Origin of the sequence: Azospirillum thermophilum, assembly GCF_003130795.1 — a bacterium.
Lineage (GTDB): Bacteria > Pseudomonadota > Alphaproteobacteria > Azospirillales > Azospirillaceae > Azospirillum > Azospirillum thermophilum.
In genome coordinates this window covers 676,934-700,555 of sequence record NZ_CP029356.1, presented here as the reverse complement: position 1 = coordinate 700,555, position 23,622 = coordinate 676,934, and the positions used below count along the sequence as shown (strand labels likewise).

The window sequence follows — 23,622 nt, the reverse complement described above, 5'->3', positions numbered from 1 at the left end:
CCGGCATCACCGCCTGTACGACGCCGCCATCCTGCCGGTGTCGGGCTGGCTGGCCGCAGCCTTGCTTTCGCCGGAGGGAGAGGTGGTGGTGGCTCCCATCACGACGACCATGCCGGCGACGATCAGCAGGACGCCGAACACCCGCCAGGCGGAAGCGGGCTTCGCCGCCAATCCCATCAGCCCGAAATGGTCGATGAGCAGCGAGGCCAGCACCTGCCCGGCGATGACGCAGACGATGAAGGCGGTGGCGCCCAGCCGCGGCGTGATCAGGAGGGCCGAGGTGATGTAGACCACGCCGGCGATCCCGCCGAACCACACCCACAGCGGCATCTGGAAGGCCTGCGTCACCGAGGGGGCCGGCACCTTCAGCAGGAGCAGGGACGGCAGGACGGCCAGAAGACTGACGATCAGGGAGGCGACCGTGGCCCAGAGCGGATGGCCGAGCGTCCGCCCGAGCGCGGCGTTGGCGCCGGCCTGGAAGGGAACCGCGGCCCCGGCGACCAGGGCGGCGCCGGCCAGAACCACGCCGGAAAGGGAAGCGCTGGAGGTCATGAGGGCACTCCGATAGCTGGATTGCGTACCGGACCATCCTCTTTCATTCGAGAATCTGATGGAAATTCTAAGTCTGATAACTTATCATTCCTCATTCGAATATCGAGTAACGGCGATCCATGCTCCGGCGAGCCCTGCCACAGCCGAAAAGGGCAGGAGTCGGGTGACCGGCCTTCGACGCCGCATCGCCGTTCCCATCCCCAGCCTTCGCGCTTGCCGATGATGAACAGACTGCGCCGCATCGACCTCAACCTCATGGTGACGCTGCATGCGCTGCTGACGGAGAAGCACATCTCCCGGGCCGCCCTGCGCCTGCATCGCAGCCAGCCGGCCGTCAGCCACGCGCTTGCCCATCTGCGCGAGATCTTCGACGACCCTCTCCTCGTGCGCCGCGGCGGCAAGCTGGAGTTGACCTCCCGCGCCCGGGAACTGGAACGTCCCCTGACGGACGCGCTCAATCAACTGGGCGCCCTGCTGGACCCGCCGAACTTCGATCCCGCCCGTACCAACCGGGTGTTCCGTCTGGCGATGTCCGACTATGGCGCGCGCATCGTCCTGCCCGGTCTGGTGCGGTTCCTGCGGACCCATGCGAAGGGCATCGATCTTCTGGTGAGCCAGGCGAGCCGCGAAAGCATGATGACCGGCGTGATCGACGGTGAGATCGATCTTGCCCTGGGCGTCTTCCCCGCCTTCGTGCCCGAGATCCGCCGCGAGGCACTGTTCACGGAGTCCTTCGCCTGCCTCGCCGACGCGGCGACCCTGCCGCCGTCCGGCGACCTGGATCTGGAGGGGTGGCTGGCGCGGCCGCATGCGCAGGTCGCCGTGCGGGTCGGGACCGACAATGAGATCGACCGGTCCCTCGCTGCGATGGGGCTGCAGCGCCACGTCACCGTTCTTCTTCCGCATTGGAGTATTGCCGGCGATTTGATTGCCGGAACCGACCTGATCCTCACGGTCGCCGGCCGCAGCCTGGAACAGGCGGAGCGGGATCCGCGGCTGCGCGTCTTCAAGCCACCCTTCTCCATCAAACCATTCGATTTCGAACAAATATGGCACCCCCGGAGAGAGATCGATCCGGGGCATCGCTGGATTCGCCAAGTCGTCATCCAGATCGCAAACGGCGAAACACCGTCCGGACAGTGACCATCCGCGAGATCATCGCGGACTGAACAAGGATCGGTTCCTCCTTCGTGGTTCGAATGGCGGGTCGGCAGGGGATAGCCTTTGCCGCCGACGCCCGCGCCTTGCCCTTTCACATGGTTGACATCACCCGATCCGCCGCAGTCCCCGGCCGGGAACGGCTCAATTTCATTCACTGTGTGAATGCCATGCATCGCATCCCGCGCATGATATTCAGAATATGAATTTTTTGGATGCATGGAACGAATTTGACTCCTTCAGTCCGGAAAAATAAGTCTGGGGTCGTAACTGGTTAAAGTCGTAGTCATCGATACGTAACCAGACGCCGATCAGGTGCACTCGTATGCATTACCGAGTGAACGCGCTGACTTCTCTTTGAAGAACCGCAATGCCGGTCGGGCCGAATACACTCCTTCATCCAACACGAAAGGACTAACCATGCCGAGAGGGGAGGCGTACGACACCATTGGGACCCTGTTCGAGGACTTCACGAGCACGGCCGCCCAACGGGCGATCGAAGTCCGTACCATTCTTCATATGGCCGGAGAGGTGACCGGGCTGTCGGTCCTCGATCTGGCCTGCGGTTACGGGTTCTTCGGCCGCGAACTTCACAGCCGGGGAGCGGCGCAGATCGTCGGCGTGGATATCTCCGCGAAGATGATCGATCTGGCGATCGAAGAGTCGCGGCGGAACGGCGATCCCATCGAGTTCCGGGTGGGCAATGCCGCCGACCTGGAGAAGCTCGGCGAGTTCGACCTGGTGGTCGCAGCATGGCTGTTCAACTACGCGGACTCGCCGGAGACGCTGGGCCGGATGTTCCGGGCCGCCGCCGCCAATCTGAAGCCGACCGGGCGGCTGGTCGCCTACACGGTGGAACCGGACTTCCGGCTGGCCGACGGCAACTTCACGCGCTACGGCGTCAACGTGCTGACCGAAACGCCCTGGCAGGGCGGTTTCCGTCACGAGGCGGAGTTCGTCACGGATCCGCCGAGCAGCTTCACCTTCTACCGGTGGAGCCGGGCAACCTACGAGCGCGCCATCGCCGAGGCCGGCTTCAGCCGGTGGCAGTGGCAGAAGCCCATGCTGTCGAAGGAGGACGTCGACCGGCGGCCGCCCGGATTCTGGGACGTCTTCACCACCAACTGCCTGCAGACCGGCCTGATCTGCCGGTTCTGACCCGACCCTCCGCGCAACTGCAAATGGGGCTGCCGCAGACATGGCTACGAGTGGATACCATCATCTTCCCCGCTTCGCCGGCGAGCTTTCGCCGGCCATGAGCGACAGGGAACTGCTGGGGGTCGACGGCCGGTTCGTGGATTTCCGGGACTTCCCCTTCGATCCGGAGACGCTCGGCGGGCTGCTGGAGGCCGGCATCGGCGGGCTGGCGAGGGCGGCGGAGGATCCGCGCCGTCCCCTGGCGGAACGGCACATGGCGGGAACCCTGCTGGCGCATCTTGGCGACCCGCGGATCGATCCGCTGAACCCGGCCATGGTGACGGTCGCGGGCGGCGAGGTGGCGATCGGCCTTCCCGCCGCGGACGTCGACGCCGTCATGCAGGATCTGGCCGGGCTGGGCCTGAAGCGCGAGTGGATCGTCAAGGAGACGCCGCGCCACATCGTCACGCTGAAGAGCTACCGGATCGGCCGCTACCCGGTGACCAACCACGAGTACAGGACCTTCCTCGTGGAGACGGGGGAGGAGCGGATCCCCGACTCCTGGTTCCTCGGCCGCTACCCCGCCGACCGGGCCAACCATCCGGTGTACGGCATCACCGCCGAGGATGCCGACGCCTATGCCCGCTGGCTCGGCGGCAGGACCGGACGCCCCTTCCGTCTCCCCCGCGAGGCGGAGTGGGAGTATGCGGCGGCGGGTCCCGGCAACTTCCAGTATCCCTGGGGGAAAGCGTTCCTGCCGGACCACGCCAACACCGCGGAGGCCGGCATCATGACGACGACCCCCGTCGGGATCTTCCCGTCCGGCCGGTCCCCCTTCGGCTGCTTCGACATGGCGGGCAATGTCGAGGAATACGTGGCCGACGCCTACGCGCCCTATCCCGGCGGTGCGGCGGTGGAGGACGATCTGGTGAGCGTGGTCGGCCGCCACCGGGTGGCCAGGGGCGGCAGCTTCTCCCGCTTCCGCGATCTGGCAAGGAACAGCAGGCGCCACGGGAAATTCCCCCGGCCCATCTACGTCATGGGCTTCCGGCTCGCCGAAGACGCCTGAACAGATAAATCGAACACGCAGGAGGAAAGAGACATGGCCAAGCTCCGCATCAGGTCGTCGGTGGAGATTCCGCTTGCCGCATCGGGCCAGGTCGGCAAGTTCATTTCATTCGACGGGCTTTCCACTCCCAACGAACATGTCGCCATCCAGATCGGCGACAGGAAGCCGGGGGTATCCCGCTGGTCCGCATCCATTCCGAGTGCCTGACCGGCGACATCTTCGGGTCCGAGCGCTGCGACTGCGGCCCGCAGCTGCATGAAGCCCTGGACAGGCTGAGCCAGGAAGGCGGCTTCCTCCTCTATCTGCGGCAGGAGGGCCGCGGCATCGGCCTCTACGCGAAGCTCGACGCCTACCGGCTTCAGGACCGGGGCATCGACACCTTCGAGGCGAACGTCCGGCTGAGCTATCCGGAGGACGCGCGCGATTTCTCCGACGCCGCCGCCATGCTGGAGGCGCTGGGGGTCGACCGCTGCCGGCTGATCACCAACAACCCCGACAAGGTCGCCGCCCTGCGCGAGCGGGGGATCCGCGTCGACGGCGTGATCCCGACCGGCGTCTTCCTCACCCGCCACAACCGGCACTACCTGCATGCCAAGGCGCTGAAGAAGAACCACTCGATCAACCTGCCCGGCGGCCTGCCCGGCAGACTTCCGGGCTGACGCCTGTCCCCGACCTCTTCCAGACGACATTTCCTGGAGCCCCATCATGAAGCACGTCGCTCCGATCAGCGGCATCGCCTGCCATGGCGAGACCTTCATCGCCACGGCCGGCTACGACAATCAGGTCATCCTCTGGGATGCCCGCAGCAAGCAGCCGCTCAACCGCGTCGTCCACGACCATCTCGCCAACCAGTGCGCCTTCAGCCCCGACGGCCGGCTGCTGGTCAGCGCGAGCAGCGACTACACGGCACGGATCTGGGAGGTCCCGAGCCTCCGGCTGAAGGCCGCGCTGGTCGGTCATGAGGACGACGTGGAGATGGCCGCCTTCAGCCCGGACGGGCGAAGCGTCGCCACCTGCTCGCGCGATCACACCATCCGGCTGTTCGATCTCACCGGCCGGTGCCGCCACGTCCTGCGCGGGCACACCGCCGACGTCATCTCGATCAGCTGGTCGGCGGACGGCCGCAGCCTGGTCTCCAGCAGCGACGACGGATCAATCCGCCGCTGGGACGCCGTGGACGGCGAGGCGCTGGACCGCATCGACCTCGGCGGCATCGAGACCGACACCATCGCGCTGGCGAGCGACGGGACGATCTTCGCCGGCGACGACGAGGGCCGCCTGACGGTCATCGACGCCGGCGGCACGCACGCGCTGCAGGCGCATGCCGCCGGCATCAAGCGCGTCGTGTGGGACGACCGCAAGCGCTGGCTGATCAGCCTGAGCTACGACCGCTCCGTGGTCGTCTGGCGCCAGGAGGAGGGGCGGCTCGTCCGCTTCGCGGCCAGCTCGCTGCCCAGCATCATCTGGCCGCGGAGCTGCGCCTTCCTCGGCGACGACCGCATCGCCTTCGTGACCTTCGGGTCTAGCTATGCCGTCTGGAACCACCGCACGGGGGACTGGGATCTCGACGGCATCGCCCCGGCGATCAGCCTAAACGCGGTGGCGCGGCATGGAGCCGACACCTATGCGATCGGCGACGCCGGGACGTTGCTGATCAACGGCCGGCCGAGCACCCGGATCGGCAGCCTGTGCAACTTCCTCCTCCCCTTCGGCGATGCCGTGCTGACGGGCGGGCAGATGGGGCAGGTCTATGACGCCGTGTCGGGCGAGATGCTCCACCAGCACCGTTCGCCGCTGAACTGCGGGACGGTCTTCACCAGGAACGGCATCCCCCACGCCGCGATCGGCACCTATACCGGCGAGGCGCTGATCTTCGAACTGCCGGAGTCCGGGCCGCCGCGCATGGTCGGCGAGGTGCGCATGCACGACAACGCCATCAAGGGCATCGCCGCCAACGACGAGTATCTGTTCAGCGTCTGCGCGACGGCCGCTGCGGCCTTCCACCGGATCTCCGACTTCAGCCTGCATTCCTACATCGACCGCGCGCACGACCGCATCTCCAACGCCTGCACGTCCATCGACGACGGGTTCGCCAGCGTCGGCCGCGACCTGAAGCTGCGCCTGTGGCGGGACCAGTCCGCCGAGGCCTACGAGACGCCGCACCGCCACTCGGTCAAATGCGTCGCCGCCTCGCCGGACAGGCGGCTGATCGCGACCGGCAGCTATGGCGGGACCATCGCCGTCTTCGACCTGGACAAGAGGCAGTGGACGGTGGAGCGCAAGCCGACCACCAGCGGGATCTCCTGCATCGCCTACGATCCCGTCTCGTCCGACTTCATCGCCAGCTCCTATGACGGCCACCTCTACCATGTCGGGCTGGGGGCCGCCGCCGTCCGGGCAGCGGACTGACCGAGACACCCGGGTTCCATCGCCGGCGGGCGGGGGCCGGAAAGGCTCCGCCGGCCCGCCGGCCCGAAGAACGGCGGGCAGGGCAGCAAAGGAGAAAGACAGCCGATGGACAGCCGTTTGGTTGCCGAAGACCAGCGTTCCTATGCACCTGAAGACCATGCCCACATGGACCGCGCCCTGCTGCTGGCGGAGCGCGGTCGCTACACCACGAAGCCGAACCCGGTGGTCGGCTGCGTCATCGCCCACGATGCCGAGGTGGTGGGCGAGGGGTGGCACCATCGTGCCGGCGAGCCGCATGCCGAGGTGCACGCCCTTCGTCAGGCGGGGGCGCGTGCCCGCGGCGCAACCGCCTATGTGACGCTCGAACCCTGTGCCCATCACGGGCGGACTCCCCCCTGCTGGAGCGCGCTGGTGGAAGCCGGCATCCGCCGCGTGGTGATCGCGCACGAGGATCCCTTCGCCAAGGTGAACGGCCGCGGCATCAGGGCGCTCCGCGAAGCCGGCGTGGAGGTTTCGGTCGGGCTCGGACGGGAGCGGGCGCGCGAGTTGAACATCGGCTTCCTCGTCAACGCGGAGCGCGGGCGGCCATGGGTGCGTCTCAAGTTCGGCGCCAGCCTGGACGGGCGGACGGCGCTGGCGGACGGCCGGTCGCAGTGGATCACCGGCCCGGAGGCGCGGGCCGACGTCCAGCGCTGGCGGGCCCGCAGCTCCGCCATCCTGACGGGCAGCGGCACGGTCCTGGCGGACGACCCGCGCCTGACGGTGCGGATGACGGATGCCGTGGAGTTCGTCCCGCCGGTCCGCGTCGTCCTCGACGGGCGCCGGACGGTGCCCCGGGAAGCCAGAGTGCTGGACGGGTCGGCGCCGACGCTGCTCGTCCATCAGGCCGGCCCGGACATGCCGTCGGATTTGGACCGGGCGGTCGAACGCCTGGCCATCCCCGCCCGCAACGGCCACCTGGATCTGGCGCTGCTGATGGCGGAGCTGGGGCGCCGGAACCTTCACGAGGTGCTGGTCGAGGCCGGGGCGGTGCTTGGCGGCGCGCTGGTCGCGGCGGGGCTGGTCGACGAACTGCTCTTGTATCTGGCGCCGTCGATCCTCGGAGATACGGCGCTGCCGTTGATGAGGATGCCGCCCTTGCGGGACCTGGGGCAGGCAACCCGGTTCGACGTGCGGGACATCCGGTCCTGCGGGGAGGATGTGCGTCTCGTTCTTCGCCCGCGGCAACAGCCTGGGGCATGAAGCGCTCGCCCGGGGGCCGAGCCGCGCTGCCCTGACCGTGGCGGAGTCCGACGAGAGCGATTCCGACGGGGGTGATTCCGACAGGGGGCGATCCTGAACGGCGAAAAGCCCGCGCTCCCGTTCGGAGGCGGGCTTTTCGTGATCCGGCCGCGGCGCCATGCAGCCATCAGGCCCCGAGATCGCCGGCGGCCGTCGGGCAGCGGCACGACGCCGATCAGCGCACGGCTTCTCCCAGGCTCAGCATCAGGCGGTTCGCCCAGGCGAAGATCGCAACGGCCAGTACGAGGTCGAGGATCTCGCCATCGTCCAATCCTGCCCGGCGGAGAATCGTGACATCCTCCGCCGCCAGGAAAGCGGGCGTTGCTGTCAGGCGGGCGGCGGCAACGGCGATGGCCTGCTGGCGCCTTTCGCCCAGGCCGCCGATTCCCTGCGCGAAGAGCGCCTCGATCCCGTCCCGGGCGCCGGTGAGTTCGACGTAGCGGCGGGCATGGACGGAGGCGCAATAGACGCAGCCGTTCAGCACCGACTCGACGGCGGTCGCCAGTTCGCGCTCCGCCCGCGGCAGGCCGCGCGGTGCATACATGATGCCGTTGAACAGCGGCGTGCGGTGGAGAAGCGATTCCGGTTCGTGCGCCAGTACCAGGGAATAGGCGCCGATCGCCGTATTCGACGGCGTCACCGCCAGGGCAAGGCGCTGCTCCTCGCCGGCCTCGTCCAGAACCACCGGCGGCAGCCAGGGCTTCCAGTCCAGCACATCGGTGGTGAAGCCGATCGCCGCATCGGCGGGAACCGGCGGCCCCCGAAATGGCGGTTCCGCCGCATCGCCGGCCTCGCCGGCCAGCCCGCGCAATCCGGCCAGCAGCCGGACCTGGTAGTTCACCAGCGCGATCAACTGCGACAGCGCGACGATGGCATGGGCGTCCAGCCCCGCCGCCTCCAGCGCGCGCAGATGCTCCGGCCGGGAGTCGCGGGGGGAGAGGGTCACCCGCTCCGCATGGGCGATCAGGGCCGGGCGGGCAGCCGCGCCGCCGGAAAGCCCCCGGTAATGGCCGGCAAGCGCCTCGTTTCCGGCGAGGGCGGCGATGCGCTCCGCCACCGCGGCGCGCTCGGCGGCGGGGAGGCGGCCGGGATGCCGCGGCGCGAGCAGCGCATCATGAGCGGCCTGGGTGCGGGCACGGACCTCGGCCCGGCGGCCCCGCAACTCGAACAGCGGGGAGGCCGCAGCCGGCACCGCCAGCCGGTCGATCAGGTCGGGGGCGAGCGCGGCGGCAGCGCTGGCGATGGTGGTGGCGGTCATCGGAAATCCTCCGCTTCGGTCCATTCGTCGCCCAGCAGTTCCGGCGTCTCGAAATCGAGCAGCCGCTGCCAGTGATGGTCGTAATCCTCGGTGAAGAGCGCCGCCGTGATGCTGTCGGCCAGACGCTCCGCCCCGGCGCTGATTCCGGGGATGTCGCCGGTCACCTTGCCGTGGCTCAGCACCGCGGCGTAGTTGAAGGCATGGATGCGGCTGAGCCAGGGCGCCTCGCCCGGCGTGCGCTCCAGGAATTCGAAATCGGGTCCGAGATAGGGGTGCAGGGCGAAGTCGCTGCCCTCCTTGCCGGGCAGGACATAGCGGTCGCGCCACAGCAGGGCGTGGCGGGCGATCTCCGCCAGCTCCGGACGCTGCGCCCAGTCGACGGCGAAGCCGGTGGCGAGGATGACGTAATCGACCGTCACGGCGCCGCGGCTGGTGCGCAGCGACAGCCGGCCGTCCTCCCCCTCGGCCTCCGCCGCTTCGACGGCGCAGTCGGTGAGGAGCGCGAAGTTGGGATGGCGCGAGCAGCGCAGCATGGAGTTGTGCGGCGCCGGCACGCCGGTGTCGGCGATATACTGGTTGTAGGCCCAGCGCCGCTCGTCCGACAGGCTGTGGAAGCCGAGCACCATGCCGGGATGGCCGGCGCCCAGCCCCTTGTTGATGCGCGGCAGCTTCGGCCGGCGCACCAGCATGTAGACCCTGGCCGCCCCGGCCTCCAGCGCCTCCGCCGCATTGTCCACCGCGCCGGCCCCGGCGCCGAGCACGGCGACCGTCCTGCCCGCCAGCCGGGCGAAGTCCACCGGCTCGTGCGCGTGGGCCCAGAAGCGCTTGTCGATCCCCCGCCAGAGGGGCGGGATGTAGGCTCCGCCCAGCCCGTCGCGCCCGTTGGCCAGGATCACCCGGCGCGCCCGCACCCGCTGCAGCCCCTCCGGTCCGGCAAACCGGAGGGCCACCCCGTCGCCGTCGCCGGAAAGGGAGGTCAGGGCGGTGTCGTTGAGCACCGGCGGGTTGGTGACGCGCCGGTACCAGGTCAGGTAATCGAGCCATTGCAGGCGCGGAATGCGGTGCAGCGCGTCCCAGGCGGTCCGGCCGAACTGCGCCTCGTACCAGGCGCGGAAGGTCAGGTTGGCGAAGCCAAGCGCCGGGCCGGTCAGCGTCTTGGGCGAGCGCAGCGTCTCCATCCGGGCATAGGTCGCCCAGGGACCCTCGCGGCCGGCCGGCGCGCGGTCGAACAGCCGGATGTTGGAGATGCCGACCTTGCGCAGGGCGAAGGCGGCGGTCAGCCCGGCCATGCCCGCCCCGACGATGGCGACGTCGAGCATGCCGTCGCGCGGCGGCACCCAGTCGGCCGGCGGCAGGGTGAGAAGGTCGAGATCGCGGGCGAGCCGGGCTTCCAGCTCCTCCAGCGAGCGGGGGCCGGGATCGGTCGCGGGCACGTCGGGGGTATCCGTGGTCATTGAAGGAGGGTCCTGTCGGAGTTGCGGCGTCGGGCCGCCTGCGCGCCGCCCAGATAGGCGTCTCGGATCTGCGGGTCGCGGGCGAGGTCGGCGGCCGGGCCGGACAGCACGATGCGGCCGGTCTGCAGCACATAGCCGCGGTGGGCGATCTGCAGGGCGAGGCTGGCGTTCTGCTCCACCATGAAGACGCTGACGCCCTGCCGGTTGATGGTCCGGATCATCTCCAGCACCCGGTCGACATGCAGCGGCGACAGGCCCATGGTCGGCTCGTCCATCACGATCAGGCGCGGGCGGCCCATCAGGGCGCGGGCCATCGCCACCATCTGCTGCTCGCCGCCCGACAGGGTGCCGGCCTGCTGGGCATGGCGTTCGCGCAGCTTGGGGAAGAGGTCGAGGATACGCTCGTAATCCTCCGCCACCGCGTGCGCGTCGTCGCGGGTGTAGGCGCCCATCAGGACATTCTCCCGCACGGTCATGGTGCCGAACAGGCGCCGGGATTCAGGCACCGACCCGATGCCGCGCCGCACGATCTGCGGCGTCGTCAGGCCGGTCAGCGGCTGTCCGTCGAAGATCACCTGCCCGGAGCGTGGCTTCAGCAGCCCCAGGATCACCTTCATCGCGGTGGATTTGCCGCTGGCGTTGCCGCCCAGCAGGCAGACGACCTGCCCGCGCGGCACCTCCAGCGACAGGTCGAAATGGACCTGCACCGGTCCGTAGAAGCTGTTCACGCGGTCGAGCCGCAGCAAGACGTCGGTCATTCCTCCGGTCCTCCCCTACTGTACCGCCCGGATGACGGCGCCGGCTTCCCCGTATCCCGCCTCGTCCTGGTTGGCCGCCCCGACCGCCTTGTGGCCGAGATAGGCCTCGATCACCGCGGGATCCCGGGCGACGGCGGCGGGCAGCCCTTCGGCGATGCGGGCGCCGTGGTCCATCACCACCACCCGGTCGGAGAGCTGCATGACCAGATCCAGCTTGTGCTCGATCAGCAGGATGGTCAGGCCGCGCGCCTTCAGTCCGCGGATGATCTCCAGCATCTCCGCCGTCTCGGTCGGGTTCATGCCGGCGGTCGGCTCGTCGAGCAGCAGCAGGCGCGGATGCAGGGCGAGCGCGCGGGCGATCTCCACCCGCCGGCGGTTGGCGTAGGACAGGCTGTGCGCCGGCTTGTCGAGGCGCGGGGTCAGCCGCTCGCCGAACAGCGCGACGATCTCCGCCGCCTCGGCGCGCAGCCGCTCCTCCTCCGCCCGGACGGACGCCGGACGGATCAGGGCGAGCGCCAGCTCGACCAGCGGACCCAGCACCGGAACGCCCAGGGGACCGCCGGGCCGCACCGCCCGCAGCCGGGTGTGGGCGCCGACCAGAACATTGTCGAGCACGCTGAGATTGCCGAACACCCGGCCATGCTGGAAGGTGCGGGCCAGCCCCAGCCCGGCCAGCCGTTCGGCCGTGAAGCCCGTGACGTCCCGTCCGTCGAAGGCGACCGAACCGGCGTCGGGCGTATCGAGTCCGGCGATCAGGTTGAACAGGGTGGTCTTGCCGGCACCGTTCGGGCCGATGACGCTGACCAGCTCCCCCTCCCCCACCGCCAGGGACAGGCCGTTGACCGCGGTCAGGCCGCCGAAGCGGCGGGTCAGGCCGGAGATCTCGAGAAGTGGCTTTTTGGATTGGTTCGCCATGGCGTCCTCACACCGTTCCCAGAAGGCCCTGCGGGCGGAAGCGGATCAGCAGCAGCAGGACGACGCCGTAGATCAGCATGCGGTACTCGGCCGCGGCGCGGAACAGCTCGGGCAGCCCGACCAGCACCGCCGCCCCCAGCACCGCACCGGCGACATTGCCCAGCCCGCCGAGGATGACCATGGTCAGCGCCAGCATCGACACCGGGGCCGGAAAGGTCTCGTGGTTGATGTAGGAGTAGAAGTGCGCCATCAGCGCCCCGCCCACCCCGGCGACGAAGCCCGCCACCGCGAAGGCCAATCCCTTGTAGCGGTTGAGGTCGATGCCATAGGAGCGCGCGGCCACGTCATCCTCGCGGATCGCCCGCAAGGTGCGGCCGAGATGCGAGCCCAGCAGGCGGGATTGCAGCGCGGCGAAGGCCAGCAGGATGACCAGCGGCACCCAATAGACCCACTGGCCGCTGACCAGCGGCTTGCCCGCAACCGCCAGCGGCGGGATGCCGGTGACGCCGATCGGGCCGCGGGTCAGGCTCTCCCAGTTCAGGATGACCAGCGTGACGATCTCCCCCACCGCCAGGGTGGCGATGGAGACGTAATGGCCGCGCAGCCGGAAGGCCGGATAGACCAGTGCGGTGCCCAGCGCCGCCGCCACCAGCCCGGCCAGCGGCACCGCCAGGAGCACCGGCACCCCGGCATCCAGCGCCAGCAGCGAGGAGGCATAGGCGCCGATGGCGAGCAGCCCGGCATGGCCGAGCGACACCTGCCCGACCGTGCCGGCGACCAGCGTCAGGCTGAGCGCCAGCAGGGCATAGAGCCAGGCGTTGCCGAGCGTCTGCAGCAGGTAGGGCTGCTGCACCGCCAGCGGCAGGGCCAGCGCCACGGCGGCCAGCCCCCACACCGCCCAACGCGGCAGCACGAGCGGCCGGCTGGGAGCGATGAAGGTGCCGGTCAGCGGCTCCGGCGGCAGGCGGCGGGTCCGCGCGAACAGGCCGTTCGGCCGCAGCACCAGGATCAGGATCAGTGCCACGAAGGCGAACAGGTTGCGGTAGCTGGTGCCGAACAGCGCGATGCCGTAGCTCTCGATCACCCCCAGCAGCAGGCTGCCGGCGATGGCCCCCGGCACGTTGCCGACGCCGCCGATCAACTGGGCGACGATGCCCTTCAGGCCGGCCTGGAAGCCCATGTTGGGGTCGATGGTGTTGTAGTACATGCCGACCAGCAGGCCGCTGACGCCGCCCAGCGCCGAGGCGATGGCGAAGACCGTGCGGTTGACCTTGTCGACGTCGACGCCGCACTGCTGCGCGGCATCGCGGTCGAGCGCCGTCGCCCGCACCGCCCAGCCGAGCTTGGTGAAGCGCAGGAAGCCGTAGAGCAGTGCCGCACTGCCCATGCCGACACCGGCGATCAGCAGGTCGAGCGCGCCGATGCTGCCGCCGCCGATGGCGATGCGCCAGCTCGGAAGCTGGGTCGGCAGGGCGCGGGGATCGGGACTGAACAGCAGCTGCGCCGCCTGATCCAGCACCACCGACAGGCCGATGGTGGCGAGCAGCGGGGCGATCCGCGGCGCATCGCGCAGCGGGCGCAGGCCCACCCGCTCGATCACCGCGCCCAGCAGGCCGCAGCCGGCGGCCACCGCCAGGAAGGTGACGGGCAGCGGCAGGTTCAGCTTGGTCACGCACAGCCAGCCGATATAGGCGCCGACCATGTAGACCGACCCATGGGCGAAGTTGATCAGGTGCGAGACGCCGAAGATCAGCGCCAGCCCGACCGCCAGCAGGGCATAGATGTTGCCGATGACCAGCCCGTTGATCGTGTAGTCGAGCCACGGGCCGAGGGTGGTGGGAAGCACGATGGTCGATCCTTCCGCTGAAATGATGGGACGCCGCCGGTCAGTTCGCGGCCTTTACGGCGGCCGGCTCCCACAGGGCGAAGGCACCGTTCCTCACGACGAGGCGGGTGTTCAGCGGCTTGTCGACGCGGCGGGTCTGCGGGTCGAAGCGGACGGTGCCGTAGACGACGCTCGGCGCATCCTTGACGGTGGCGAGCCCGTCGCGCAGGGCCTTGCGGTCGGTGCCGCTCTGGCGGATCACGGTCGCCAGCAGCAGCAGCGCGTCATAGGCGCGGCTGGAATAGGCGTCGGGCTCGACGCCGTACCTGGCGGTATAGGCCTTCACGAAGGTCTGCACGACCGGGCGCGGGTCGCCGGGGAAGAAGGGGGTCGTGGTATGGACGCCCTCCACCGCCGCGCCGCCGAGCTCCAGGAACTTCGGCGAGTAGACCGATCCGGCGGCCACCACCGGCTGGGTCAGCCCGGCCTCGCGGAGCTGGCGAGCGATCTGGGCGCCGTCGGCATAGTAGGAGACCAGGACGATGCCGTCCGGCCGGGTGTCGCGCACGCGCACCAGGGCGGAGCGGAAATCCTTCTCGTCGGCCAGATAGCCTTCGGCGCCGACCACCTCGGCCCCACTCTCCTTCGCCGCCTTGGCGAACAGATCCTTGCTGGTGCGGCCCCAGTCGTTGTTGATGAACAGCAGGGCGACGCGCTTCAGCCCCAGCGCCGTCACCGCGTAATCGGCCAGGACCGGCATCTCCTCTGCCTGATTGAGCGCGTTGCTCCAGATGAAGTCGCCGCCCCTGGTGAAGTCGGGGTGGGAGTTGGTGAAGCCGAACTGCACCAGCCCGCCAGTCTGGTAGATCGGCGAGGCCGCCATGGAGGCCGCGCTGGTGAAGTCGCCCAGTTCGGCGACGATGCGGCTGTCGGCAACGAACTTGCGGGCGATGGCGACGGTCTGCTTGGGATCGCTCTGGCTGTCCTCGAACTGGATGCGCAGCGGGCGTCCCTGGATGCCGCCGGCGGCATTGACCTCCTCCAGCGCCAGATCGAAGCCGCGCTGCCACTGCGCGCCATACTGGGCATAGGGTCCGGTCAGCGGCCCGCTGACGCCGAGGACGACGGGCTCCTTCGCCGGATCGGCGGGCTGTCCCTGCGAGAAAGCCGGCTGGGCGACGCCGAGCGCCGACAGGAGGGCAAGAGTGCCGGTGACGAGTGCGGCGGAACGGACAAGCAGTGCAAGCATGGGATGGCTTTCAAGCTCTGGAATTCGGGCGGACTCTGGAATGCGGATCAGTTGCTGACGGCCGGAAGGCTGCCGTCCCACAGGGCGAAGGCGCCGTCCTTGACCACCAGCTTGACGTTGCGCACGCCGGACACCCGGCGGGTTGCGGGATCGAAGGTCGCCTTGCCGAAGATGACGCTGGGGATGTCCTTGACGCGGGCGAAGGCGTCGCGGATCGCGGTGCGGTCGGTCCCGCCGGCCTCGATCACCTTGTGCGCCACCAGAACCGCGTCATAGGCGTAGGCGGCGAAGGCGTCCGGCTCCTCGTTGTATCTGGCGCGGTAGGCGGCGACGAAGCCCTGCACCTCCGGCCGCGGTTCGGCGGGGAAGAAATTGGCGCGGGTATGGATGCCGTTGACTGCCTCGCCGCCCAGCTCCAGGAACTTCGGCGAATAGACCGATCCCACTGCGACGACGGGCTGGGTCAGTCCCACCGGCTTCAATTGCCGGGCGATTGCCGCCCCGTCGGCATAGTAGGAAATCAGGATGATGCCGTCGGGATTGGCCTCGCGCACCCGCACCAGGGTGGAGCGGAAGTCCTTTTCCTCCGGCAGATAGCCTTCGGTGGCGACCACCTCGGCGCCGCGCTCCCTCGCCGCCTTGACGAACAGGTCCTTGCTGGTGCGGCCCCAGTCGGTGTTGAGGTGCAGCACCGCCAGCCGCTTCAGCTTCAGCGAGGTCACCGCGAAATCGGCGACGTTCGGCTGCTCCTCCGCCTGACTGATGGAGTTGCTCCAGATGAAATCGCCGCCCTTCGTGAAATCGGGATGGGAGTTGGTGAAGCCGAACTGCACCAGCCCTGCCCGCTGATAGATCGGCGAGGCGGCCATGGAGGCCGGGCTGGAGAAGTCGCCCAGCTCGATCACAATCTTCGGATCGGAAACGAACTTCTGCGCAATGGCGATGGACTGGCGCGGGTCGTTCTGGCTGTCCTCGAACACGTAGCGCAGGGGACGGCCTTTCACACCTCCGCTACCGTTGATCTGGTCGAGCGCAAGGTCGAAGCCCTTCTTCCACTGCGCGCCATACTGGGCGCTGGGGCCGGTCAGCGGCCCGCTGACACCGATCCACAGCGGCTCGCCGGACGCCCCGGCCAGCGCCGGACCGGTTCCGGCCATCACGGCGCAAGCCAGCGCCATGGCACCAGCCAGCGCCCGCCACGGACCGAAACGCCGCGGCCCGTGCAGATCGGGCCGGGCGGTACGGCTGGCGGCACGGTTGCGGAACGGATGGAACGGCATGCCTCGACTCCCCTGCTCAATCACAAAGCGGCTTGAGCATAGGCATGCTTTTTCCCTACTGTAAATATAGTGTTATGATTAAATTTTTAGCGATCAATCTTGGTGAAATAGGCAGGATCGTCCGGCACGCTCGTCCCTGCAGCGATGCTCCTGCCCCAAAAAACACTGGCTATCGCGAAAGCTGGCGCTTGACGCCGCGGTCATTTCCTATTTTCCTATATGGAAATAAGAGAATTGAACATCTTTTAAGTGTTTTTCGCGCCGGAGCTGTCCGGCGGCGCCTCGCGGCCTCCTCCCCTCACCAGGAGAACAGACATGCAAGGTTCGGATGACTTCGACCGCATGGTCATGGCATCGCTCGGTCCGTCCGGCGCGCTGATGCTGCCGCTGTTGCCGCCCGACGGGACGGCCGCGGCCCCGGCCGATGCTGCCGCGGGCCGCAGGCCCCTCCCCCTCGGCGTCGGCATCTTCGCGGCCCTTCTCCTGGTATCGCTGGCGGCGCTGGCCTGACCGCGCCACCGGCCGCCCTCATTCTCGAAGGAACAGAAACCGTGGCGGTTCAGGACCATGACGCTTACTGGCACCCCGGGCTGGAGACCCAGAGCCGCGCCGACTGGCGGCAACTGCAGCTTGATCTGCTGAAGGATCATCTCCGGCACGCCTATGACGGCTCGCCCTACTACCGCGCCGCCTTCGACGCGCAGGGCGTGTCGCCCGAGGACTTGCGCACGCTGGACGACCTGCGGCGCTTTCCCTTCCTGGACAAGGCGACCATCCGCGACCGCCAGATCGCGGTGCCGCCCTTCGGCGACCTCGTTGCCGTGCCTGAACGGGAGATCGTCTACATCTCCGCCTCCAGCGGATCGACCGGGGTGCCGACCGCCTCGCCCTTCACCGCGAAGGACTTCGAGGAGTGGATCGACTATGAGGCGCGGCAGTTCTGGTCGAGCGGCCTGCGCCCGACCGACCGCTACGCCCATGCGCTGAACTTCTCGCTGTTCGTCGGCGGCCCCTGCGTGCTGGGCGCGCAGAAGCTGGGGGCGCTCAGCATCCATGCCGGGACGTTGCCATCGGAACGGCTGCTGGCGGTGCTGGGACAGTTCCGGGCGACCGCGCTGTGGACCACGCCGTCCTATGCCTGGCACCTGGGCGAGACCGCCCAGCGCGAGGGCGTCGACCCGGCCCGCGACCTCGCCGTCCGCCGCCTGTTCGTGGCGGGCGAGCCCGGCGGCTCCATCCCCGAGACGCGGGAGCGGATCGAGGCGCTGTGGGGGGCGGAGGTCTACGACTATTACGGCCTGTCCGACATCTTCGGCTCCTGCGCCGGCATGTGCGTGGAGAAGGACGGGCTGCACTGGGCCGAGGATCATATCCTGGTCGAGGTGCTCGACCCCGAGACCCTGGAGCCCGTACCCGAGGGCGAACGCGGCGAGCTGGTGCTGACCACGCTGCGCAAGCGCGCCCGCCCGATCATCCGCTTCCGCACCGGCGACGTGGTGTCGGTGACGACGGAGCCCTGCCGCTGCGGCCGCACCTCGCTGCGGCTCAAGGGGGTGCATGGGCGGCTCGACGACATGCTGATCGTCAAGGGCGTCAACCTGTTTCCCGGCGACGTGGAGGCGGTGGTGCGCCAGGACCCGGCGCTGACCGGCGAATACCGGCTGGTGCTGGAGCGGGTCGAGCGGCTGGACCGCCTGACGGTCGAGGTGGAGCACACCCAGGGCTTCAACGGCGATGTCCACGACCTGCGGAGCCGCCTGCGCCGCCAGTTGAAGGCCGCCACCGGCGTCGGAGCGGAGGTCGCCCTGCTCGCCCCCGGCACCCTGCCCCGCGCCGTCCACAAGGCCAAGCGGATCGACGACCGCCGCCAGCATGTGTGGTCGTAATCCCCTTCTTCGACGGAGACCGCTCCCATGCCGGACACCCATCTTCCCGTCGCCACCCCGACGGCCCGGTTGCCGAACGAGCCGGCACAGGGGCCCCCGCCCTTGCGGCGGCACACTCCGGCATTGCCGCCTGAACCCGGACGCCGGAGGACCGCCGGGGCCGGGTGGCTCGGACGCGGCGGCCCTCTTTCCACCCACTTGCCGTAACGGCCGCTCATCCGGCCGAACCGGAGGACCATCATGAGCGTGAACGACACGGCCGCCGCCCTGCCGGCGGTCAATGGCGGAGCCTTGCCGGGTGGCGGAGCCTTGCCGGGTGGCGGGGCTTTGCCGGACGGCGGCCTGCCGGCCGGGCGTCTGCTGCGCTTTTCCGCCGCCGCCCTGCTGTGGCTCCTTGCCGCCGGGGTGACGGCCCTGTGGCCCGATGCGGAAGAGTGGGAGCGGACCGGCGAGTTCGCGAGCCTGCTGGTGGTGGCCGCCGGGCTGCTGGCGCTGGCGGCACCGCTGTCCACGGCCATCCGCCCGACGCCGCGCGGCCGGCTGGCCTCGGCCGTCGCCGGACTGTCGGCAGCGGTGCCCTGGCTGATCGCGCTGGCGCTGGCGTTGACCGGCTGGGAGATCCTGACCGCCAAGCTCGGCCTGCTGCCGCGGCCCTTCTTCGTGCCGCCGCAGGCGCTGCTGGAGGTCTATCTCGACGACTGGCCGCGGCTGCTCGACTGTTTCGCCGCCTCGTTGAAGCTGCTGGTCACCGGTTTTGCCGTCGGATCGGTGCTCGGCGTGGTGACGGGCGTCGCCATCGGCTGGTCGCGCGCGGTCGGCTACTGGGTCCACCCGGTGCTGCGGCTGATCGGTCCGCTGCCGGCGACCGCCTGGCTGCCCATCGCCTTCTTCGCCTTCCCGACGAGCTGGAGCGCCAGCGTGTTCCTGATCGCGCTGGCGAGCGGCGTTCCGGTGACGGTGCTGACCTGGTCGGGCGTCGCCGGCGTCAACAGCGCCTATTACGACATCGCCCGCACGCTGGGCGCCTCGCAGCGCTTCCTGGTGCTGAAGGTCGCCGTTCCGGCGGCGATGCCGCATGTCTTCGTCGGTCTGTTCATGGGGCTCGGCGCCTCCTTCGCCGTGCTGGTGGTGGCGGAGATGCTTGGGGTGAAGTCGGGCGTCGGCTGGTACCTGCAATGGGCCCAGGGCTGGGCCGCCTACGGCAACATGTATGCGGCCCTGCTGGTGATGGCGCTGCTCTGCTCCGGTCTGGTCGCGCTGCTGTTCCGCGTCCGCGACCGCCTGCTCGCCTGGCAGAAGGGAATGCTGAAATGGTAGCGCTTGAGACTGCCGAGACCGCCGGCATGACGGCCGGCATGGCGATCGACGTGCAGGCGGTCAGCCACGGCTTCGACCTGCACGGCGCGCCGCTGCCGGTGCTCGACGGGGTGGAGCTGCGGGTCGAGCCCGGCGAACTGGTCGCCCTGCTGGGGCCGAGCGGCTGCGGCAAATCCACCCTGCTGCGCCTGGTTGCCGGGCTGGAGCCGCCCGGCCGCGGCCGCATCCTGGCAGACGGCCGCCCGATCGCCGGACCCGACCCGTCGCGCGTCGTCGTCTTCCAGGACCCGACGCTCTACCCCTGGCGCACCGTGCGCGACAACGTCGCCCTGGGGCTGGAGGCGCGCGGCCTGCTGCGCTCCCAGGGCCACCGGGTGGACAAGGCGCTGGCTTTGGTCGGATTGGCCGGCTTCGAGAAGGCCTATCCGCACCAGCTTTCGGGCGGCATGGCCCAGCGGGCGGCGCTGGCCCGCGCGCTGGTCAACGACCCCCGTCTGCTGATCCTGGATGAACCCCTTGGCAAGCTGGACAGCCTGACCCGGCTGGCCATGCAGAGCGAACTGGTCGACCTGTGGCGCAGAGCCGGCTTCACCGGGCTTCTGGTGACCCACGACATCGAGGAGGCGCTGTTCATGGCGACCCGCGTGATCGTGTTCAGCGGACGCCCGGCCCGCATCAAGGCCGACCTGCCCGTCGACCGCCCCTATCCCCGCCATCGCGGCGACCCGGTTCTGACCGAGCTGCGCCACCGCATTCTCGACCTTCTCGGCCTGGCCGAGACCTGGTGAGGACACCGACACCATGTCCGACCGCATCACGCCCGATACATCCATCCCCAACCTGCCCCGCCTGCGCGGCTTCATCGCCGACTTCACCCGGCTGGTGGAGCGGGTCGGCGACGACGAGGCCGCGCTGCTGGACGCCGGCCGCCTCCTGCTGGCCGACCTGATCGCGGCCGACGACTGGCTGCCCGAGGCCTACGCCCGGCCGGATCCGGTGCATTACCGGCAATATCTGCTGCATTGCGACCCCTACGAACGCTTCTCCGTCGTCAGCTTCGTCTGGGGGCCGGGGCAGCGGACGCCGATCCATGATCATACGGTCTGGGGCCTCGTCGGCATTCTGCGCGGGGCGGAGCTCTCGCAACGCTATGACCTGCCGCGCGAGGGCGGCCCGCCCGTCGCCTTTCCGTCCGAGATCCTGGAGGCCGGTTCGGTCGAGGCGGTGTCGCCCCGCATCGGCGACGTCCACGCCATCGCCAACGCGCTGCCCGACCGGCCCTCCATCAGCATCCACGTCTATGGCGGCAACATCGGCGCCATCCGGCGGTCGGTGTTCGACCCGCTGACCGGCCGGCGCAAGCCCTTCATCTCCGGCTACGCCAACAGCGCCCTGCCCAACCTGTGGGACCGCTCGCAGCCCGTCCCCCACGCCGCCTGAGGATCCGAAGCATCATGACCGCAGCCGCACCGCTGTCCACCCGCCACCCCGCCGACATCCGCCGCGCCTGGATCGAGCGCGACGAGGTCGCCCTGCTCGACGCACGGGAGGAAGGCCCCTATTCGCTGGCCCACCCGCTGTTCGCGGTGTCGGTGCCGCTCAGCCGGGTCGAGCTGCTGGCCTACGACCTGCTGCCGCGCCGCGACGTTCCGATCACCGTCTACGACAACGGCGAGGGGTATGCCGAGCCGGCCGCCCGCCGGCTGCAGACGCTGGGCTACGGCGACGTGACGCTGCTGGAAGGTGGTCTGGCCGGCTGGATCGCCGCCGGCTTCGAGGTCTACCGGGACGTGAACGTGCCCAGCAAGGCCTTCGGCGAGTGGGTGGAGCATCATCGCCACACCCCCTCGCTGCCCGCCGGGGAGGTCAAGGCGCTGATCGACGCCAAGGCCGATCTGGTCATCCTCGACGCCCGCCGCTTCGAGGAGTACCGCACCATGTCGATCCCCGGCGGCATCAGCGTGCCGGGGGCGGAGCTGGTCAAGCGCATCCACGACATCGCCCCCAATCCGGACACGCTGGTGGTGGTGAACTGCGCCGGCCGCACGCGGTCGATCATCGGCACCCAGTCGCTGGTCAATGCCGGCATCCCGAACCGGGTGGCGGCTCTGCGCAACGGCACCATCGGCTGGACGCTGGCCGGGCTGACCCTCGACAGCGGGCGCGGGGAGCGCTTCCCCGAGGTGTCCGCCGAAGGCGACGCCAGAGGCCGCCGGGCGGCGCGCGCCGTCGCCGACCGGGCCGGGGTCGGCAGGATCGACGCGGCGACGCTGGACCGCTTCCGCAGTGACGAGCGCCGCACACTCCACCTCTTCGACGTGCGCACGCCGGACGAGTATGAGGCCGGCCATCCGGCGGGCTTCCGCCATGCCGCCGGCGGCCAGCTCGTCCAGGCGACCGACGAGTTTGTGGCGGTGCGGGGAGCGCGCATCGTGCTGGCCGACGATCCGGCGGGCGGCGGCGGTCCGCGCGCCGACATGACCGCTTCCTGGCTCGCCCAGCTCGGCTGGGAGGTGCATGTGCTGGAGGGCGACGTCCCCGCCCTGGGCGCCGAGAGCGGTCCCGACCGCCGCCGCCTGCCCCCGGCGCCGGAGGTCGGGGCGGAGGTCATCTCTCCGCACGACCTGCTCCCCCTGCTGGAGAACGGCGAAGCGGCGGTGATCGACATCACCCGCAGCCCGCGCTACCGCGCCGGCCACATTCCGGGGGCATGGTTCTCCACCCGCGCCCGGCTGGCCGGGACCATCGCCCGTCTGCCAAAGGGGGTAAGGCCGGTGCTGACCTGCGGCGACGGCACGCTGACCCGCTACGCCGTCGCCGACTTTCCCGCCGATCGGCGCCCGCTGCTGCTGGAGGGCGGCACCAAGGGCTGGGTGGCGGCCGGGCTGCCGCTCAGCACCGACCTCAACCGGCTGGGACCCGATCCCGACGACGTCTACAAGCGTCCCTACGAGGGCACCGACAACAGCGCCGCCGCCATGCAGGGCTACATCGACTGGGAACTCGAACTGGTCGAACAGCTCAAGCGCGACGGCGCCCACAATTTCCGCGTCATCTGACGGAGAGAGCCATGCCATCGTTTTCCCGTTCGCTCCCCCCGCTGTCGCGGCGCGGTGTCCTCGGCCTCGGCGCCGGTGCCGTGGCCGCCGGATTGTCGCCCCTCGGCATCCCGGCGGCGCGGGCGGCCATTCCCGCCGGTACCGTGCTGAAGGTCGGAGACCAGAAGGGCGGCGTGCAATCGGTGCTGGAGGCCGCCGGTCTTCTGGCCGACCTGCCCTACCGCATCGAATGGAGCCAGTTCCCGGCCGCCGCCCCGCTGCTGGAGGCGCTGAACGCCGGCGCCATCGAGGTCGGCTATGCCGGCGATGCGCCGACCACCTTCGCGCTGGCCGCCGGCACCTCGGCCAAGATCATCGGCGCCGTGCGCTCCAACCCGCAGAGCACGACCATCCTTGTGCCGGGCGCATCCGCGATCGGCAGCGTCGCCGACCTGAAGGGCAAGACCATCGGCACCGGGCGCGGCTCCATCGGCCATTATCTCGTGCTGGCCGCGCTGAAAGCGAACGGCTTGAAGCCCGATGACGTGAAGATCGCCTTCCTGCTGCCGTCGGACGCCAAGTCGGCGCTGGCCGCCGGCTCCATCGACGCCTGGTCGAGCTGGGGGATCTACGTGTCGCAGGCGCTGCTGGTGGACGGCGCCCGCGCGGTCGTGACCGGAACCGGGCTGATGAGCGGTCTGTCCTACCAGTCCGCCACGCTGGAGACGATCACCACCAAGCGCGAGGCGCTGGCCGACCTGATCCGCCGGACCGCCGCCGCACGGCTGTGGGCCCTGGAGAACAGCACCGCCTATGCCGACATCTGGGCCAGGGCGGTCGGCGTCGATCCAGCCATCGCCCGCCACACCTTCGGCGTCGAGCGGGCGCGGCCGGTCGCCATCGACGCCAGGGTCATCACCGACCAGCAGGCCACCGCCGACGTCTGGCGGGAGTTCGGCATCATCCAGAAACGGCTGGACGCGGCGGCGATCTTCGATCCCGGCTTCAACAGCGTGCTGCCGGCCTGACGGCGCCG

Annotated in this window: 20 protein-coding genes and 1 pseudogene; 13 read left to right on the top strand and 8 right to left on the bottom strand. The window is 69.7% G+C overall.

The features are described 5' to 3' along the window. Positions 1–6 precede the first annotated feature (6 nt). Positions 7–552: a DMT family transporter gene (locus DEW08_RS24285; protein WP_109332061.1), complete on the bottom strand. Its 546-nt coding sequence runs from the start codon at positions 550–552 to the stop codon at positions 7–9. Positions 553–774: 222 nt separating this feature from the next. Here DEW08_RS24285 and DEW08_RS24280 point away from each other — a divergent pair, with 222 nt between their 5' ends. The 6 genes and pseudogenes from DEW08_RS24280 to ribD all read left to right on the top strand — a co-directional run bounded on the left by DEW08_RS24280 (position 775) and on the right by ribD (position 7,567). Beyond that, complete coding sequence (locus tag DEW08_RS24280; RefSeq protein WP_109332060.1) at positions 775–1,695, top strand: LysR family transcriptional regulator; 921 nt, start codon at positions 775–777, stop codon at positions 1,693–1,695. 435 nt (positions 1,696–2,130) lie between these two features. Then, positions 2,131–2,868 (top strand): class I SAM-dependent methyltransferase, encoded by a 738-nt coding sequence (locus tag DEW08_RS24275; protein WP_109332055.1) that lies wholly within the window; start codon positions 2,131–2,133, stop codon positions 2,866–2,868. Positions 2,869–2,965: 97 nt separating this feature from the next. Continuing rightward, on the top strand, positions 2,966–3,916 hold the full coding sequence (locus DEW08_RS24270) for a formylglycine-generating enzyme family protein (RefSeq protein WP_245986957.1): 951 nt from the start codon (positions 2,966–2,968) through the stop codon (positions 3,914–3,916). Positions 3,917–3,949: 33 nt separating this feature from the next. Then, positions 3,950–4,575 (top strand): annotated as a pseudogene (locus DEW08_RS24265) (GTP cyclohydrolase II). 46 nt (positions 4,576–4,621) lie between these two features. After that, a complete protein-coding gene (locus DEW08_RS24260; RefSeq protein ID WP_109332050.1) occupies positions 4,622–6,325 on the top strand; it encodes a WD40 repeat domain-containing protein in 1,704 nt (567 codons plus the stop codon). Positions 6,326–6,430: 105 nt separating this feature from the next. Continuing rightward, entirely contained in the window at positions 6,431–7,567 is a 1,137-nt protein-coding gene (ribD, locus tag DEW08_RS24255) for a bifunctional diaminohydroxyphosphoribosylaminopyrimidine deaminase/5-amino-6-(5-phosphoribosylamino)uracil reductase RibD (protein WP_245986956.1), read from the top strand. 214 nt (positions 7,568–7,781) lie between these two features. On the opposite strand, the gene DEW08_RS24250 is transcribed toward ribD, so the two are convergent. Genes DEW08_RS24250 through DEW08_RS24220 form a run of 7 tightly spaced genes read right to left on the bottom strand, consistent with a single transcriptional unit; the run spans position 7,782 to position 16,243 of the window. After that, positions 7,782–8,864, bottom strand: coding sequence for a CMD domain-containing protein (locus DEW08_RS24250; RefSeq protein WP_109332038.1), 1,083 nt, complete (start codon positions 8,862–8,864; stop codon positions 7,782–7,784). Beyond that, on the bottom strand, positions 8,861–10,318 hold the full coding sequence (locus DEW08_RS24245) for an NAD(P)-binding domain-containing protein (protein ID WP_109332032.1): 1,458 nt from the start codon (positions 10,316–10,318) through the stop codon (positions 8,861–8,863). Before DEW08_RS24245 ends, DEW08_RS24250 begins: the two co-directional genes overlap by 4 nt. Next, positions 10,315–11,076 (bottom strand): ABC transporter ATP-binding protein, encoded by a 762-nt coding sequence (locus DEW08_RS24240; protein WP_109332031.1) that lies wholly within the window; start codon positions 11,074–11,076, stop codon positions 10,315–10,317. Before DEW08_RS24240 ends, DEW08_RS24245 begins: the two co-directional genes overlap by 4 nt. A 15-nt stretch (positions 11,077–11,091) precedes the next feature. Beyond that, positions 11,092–11,991 (bottom strand): ABC transporter ATP-binding protein, encoded by a 900-nt coding sequence (locus DEW08_RS24235; protein ID WP_109332030.1) that lies wholly within the window; start codon positions 11,989–11,991, stop codon positions 11,092–11,094. A 7-nt stretch (positions 11,992–11,998) separates the two neighbouring features. Beyond that, positions 11,999–13,837, bottom strand: a complete 1,839-nt coding sequence (locus DEW08_RS24230) for an ABC transporter permease (protein WP_109332029.1) — start codon at positions 13,835–13,837, stop codon at positions 11,999–12,001. 40 nt (positions 13,838–13,877) lie between these two features. Then, positions 13,878–15,065: an ABC transporter substrate-binding protein gene (locus DEW08_RS24225; RefSeq protein ID WP_109332028.1), complete on the bottom strand. Its 1,188-nt coding sequence runs from the start codon at positions 15,063–15,065 to the stop codon at positions 13,878–13,880. 47 nt (positions 15,066–15,112) lie between these two features. Further along, positions 15,113–16,243, bottom strand: a complete 1,131-nt coding sequence (locus DEW08_RS24220) for an ABC transporter substrate-binding protein (protein ID WP_109332399.1) — start codon at positions 16,241–16,243, stop codon at positions 15,113–15,115. A 417-nt stretch (positions 16,244–16,660) separates the two neighbouring features. Here DEW08_RS24220 and DEW08_RS24215 point away from each other — a divergent pair, with 417 nt between their 5' ends. The 7 genes from DEW08_RS24215 to DEW08_RS24185 all read left to right on the top strand — a co-directional run bounded on the left by DEW08_RS24215 (position 16,661) and on the right by DEW08_RS24185 (position 23,614). Then, on the top strand, positions 16,661–16,855 hold the full coding sequence (locus DEW08_RS24215; protein WP_109332027.1) for a hypothetical protein: 195 nt from the start codon (positions 16,661–16,663) through the stop codon (positions 16,853–16,855). A gap of 41 nt (positions 16,856–16,896) precedes the next feature. After that, entirely contained in the window at positions 16,897–18,231 is a 1,335-nt protein-coding gene (locus DEW08_RS24210; protein ID WP_109332024.1) for a phenylacetate--CoA ligase family protein, read from the top strand. A 240-nt stretch (positions 18,232–18,471) separates the two neighbouring features. Beyond that, positions 18,472–19,548, top strand: coding sequence for an ABC transporter permease (locus DEW08_RS24205; RefSeq protein WP_109332021.1), 1,077 nt, complete (start codon positions 18,472–18,474; stop codon positions 19,546–19,548). Continuing rightward, positions 19,542–20,336 (top strand): ABC transporter ATP-binding protein, encoded by a 795-nt coding sequence (locus DEW08_RS24200; protein ID WP_109332017.1) that lies wholly within the window; start codon positions 19,542–19,544, stop codon positions 20,334–20,336. The genes DEW08_RS24205 and DEW08_RS24200 overlap by 7 nt, the downstream gene beginning before the upstream one ends. Before the next feature lie 13 nt (positions 20,337–20,349). Next, positions 20,350–20,988, top strand: a complete 639-nt coding sequence (locus DEW08_RS24195; RefSeq protein ID WP_109332016.1) for a cysteine dioxygenase family protein — start codon at positions 20,350–20,352, stop codon at positions 20,986–20,988. 14 nt (positions 20,989–21,002) lie between these two features. Further along, complete coding sequence (locus tag DEW08_RS24190; RefSeq protein WP_109332015.1) at positions 21,003–22,607, top strand: rhodanese-like domain-containing protein; 1,605 nt, start codon at positions 21,003–21,005, stop codon at positions 22,605–22,607. An 11-nt stretch (positions 22,608–22,618) separates the two neighbouring features. Next, a complete protein-coding gene (locus DEW08_RS24185) occupies positions 22,619–23,614 on the top strand; it encodes an ABC transporter substrate-binding protein (protein WP_109332014.1) in 996 nt (331 codons plus the stop codon). Positions 23,615–23,622 lie beyond the last annotated feature (8 nt).